1 protein-coding gene is annotated in these 2,401 nt (G+C 45.7%); it reads right to left on the bottom strand.

Annotation, left to right across the window (positions count from 1 at the left end; genetic code table 11):
- Positions 1-27: 27 nt before the first annotated feature.
- A partial coding sequence (locus A3761_RS10570; protein WP_156491790.1) for a CRTAC1 family protein occupies positions 28-2,401 on the bottom strand: 2,374 nt, incomplete at its 5' end.

Raw genomic sequence — 2,401 nt, 5'->3', positions numbered from 1 at the left:
CAACCGGAATAGACTGTTCTAGAATCGCTACTTATCAAACTCGATTAGGTAATAACGCGCAGGGAGAAAGAGGAAATCTAGTTTTTCTCTGCTACCACTGAGCCACTTTATCTGAAGCTGCTGATAGCTTTGTTTTTCTGCCATACCAAAATGAGCAAGAGGCTCATCAAAACTAAGAAAACCACCTCCAAGAACTTGCTGAGATAACTGCGCCGTGCTTTCATCATCAAGAGAATGACCGAGCAATTGCACGCTGGAGCCCAATACCGTTTGCCCATTAAGTCTTAGATCGATCAATATACCCGGCTCTCGAGTCTGATTGATGAAGACGCCATGGTCGGCAGCAACTCGTTGGGAGATGATATCGAGATCACCATCCCGGTCAAAATCAACCGTCACAAAGCTCGGGGTATTTAGATAATCTTCCAAGCCCATTTCCGCTTCTGCTCGGTACATTCCTTCGCCATGCTTATTCATATACAAAACATTGGTCTGGGTACGCCGCCCTGCTCCACCAAACATATAACCGTTGCCAACATAAATATCGTTCCAGCCATCATTATTCAAGTCTGCTATCTTGCTGTGCCAACTCCAATAACTTTCTGATACAGCCCAGTCTTCAGCAAGTTCTTGCCAGCCGCCCATCGAGGACATAGACAAGACATTGCGCTGAACACCCTTAGGGTATAGTGAATAGTTGATAGCTTGCTTTGGGGGAATTACTTTACTGGCAGCTCGGCATAAAGACTCAGCCACTTTGTTTTCCTGAGTCATGAGACTACAAATATCGTCTTGCCTTGATTGCCTGGCCAGTTGAATAAGCTGCGCCTGAAGACAGTCTTGTTTTCTCTTGCTCTCAGCCAAATATTGACAGATACCAACTTGCCCAGATTTGACAGCCTGATCAAGTGAAAGCAAAGCTCTACACGCCTGTAAGTCTGCAATGCCAGCCTGCTGACAATAGTCCAAACCACCCTCTTGGCCAAAAGACATATCAACACTAAAGTAATCAATTAGCTGGTCTCGATTGAGGTCGCCACTGGCGATACTCATCGTGTTAAATGCACTGTAAGCTGGCAGGTTACTATCGGCTTTAGCTACTTGGAAACGCCCCGATTTCCAGCGATATATAATATCGGGGGCATCCATATCATTTCCCACGAGCAACTCCGGCTTACCATCTCGATCAATATCCGAGAAAAGTACTGACAAGGTCTCCCCTTGCGCTCCAGGTAATGCATGTGGCTTAAAATCTCGGCGAGTATTATTGGATGAATGCTTCTTGATGGCCGCATTCTCAATATAATAATTTTGGGAACGGTGCGGATTAAAATGTCTTAAGTCGCCAGCAAACCAGCTACCCAAAGCCATATCAACATCACCATCCTGATCAACATCCTGAAATGCCGCTGACATCACTAGTTGACTGTTTTCAAGCATCAGCTCCTGATAGCGACCTTGATCAAAGCTACCGCCCTGGTTCCAATAGATTCTATTACCAGCACCATAAAACGACACAAACAAGTCAGGATAGCTATCTGCATCCAAATCAACAAAACTGACCAATACTGGGCTTAGTTCACTTCCAAACTCTAGCGTTTTTCGCTTAGCAAAGCGCCCCCCCATATTCTGATAAAGTCGTATGCGGTCGGAATAAGCAATTGCCAGGTCTGGCCATAGATCCTGGTTCGTATCCCCCGTTGCAATACCCCGGCCATAGCTGAAGGGCTCAAATAATTCGACAGCTTTCATCGCAGGCGCACTTTCCAGACCAATAGAAGCGGCTTTAGTCGGCTCAAAGCCAACAACAGAATCATCGCTATTTTGGCCTTTTAAAGCGTAAGACTTAAGCACAAAGTCCCGACCAAGCTCCGACTTAAAATGGTGCGTATCGACTAAATCTAGCCCTTTGGTTTTCGCTAGTAAGGCCTCTACCTCTTCACCTTCACTATGCAACGCTCCCGCAAGCTGATCATGCTGTTCATTTAAATACTGATAGCTCAGATCTGACAATAGCTCTGCTAAATAAGCTTGAATCGCCTCTTCGTTACATCGTGCTTTAAGAGCTGTATTACTAATCAGTGAGCACGCTTCTGAATCACCGACATTGATGCCCTGAAAGTAACGTGAAAAGTCGTCGCATGCCGCTTTAATAACAGGCTCATTCAACTGCGTGCAGAATGACTTATCAGCACCCTGCTCTAGCTTGTGATTGATTAGCAGCGCCTGACATCGCTGCACAGCGACTGAGCTTTCCAAACCTGAACAAGCATTCAAGTCTCCTTGCTGTACTAGCAATATATTCTGACGTATAAGCTTATGTTCATTGAGGCAAAATGCCGTCAAATCTTCTACGGCTCCAGAACCTTCAAGTGAAGCGCATAGCGCATAGCCCGGATAA

It is taken from the genome of Oleiphilus sp. HI0123, assembly GCF_001635315.1.
This window is presented reverse-complemented; position numbering and strand designations above follow the sequence as displayed.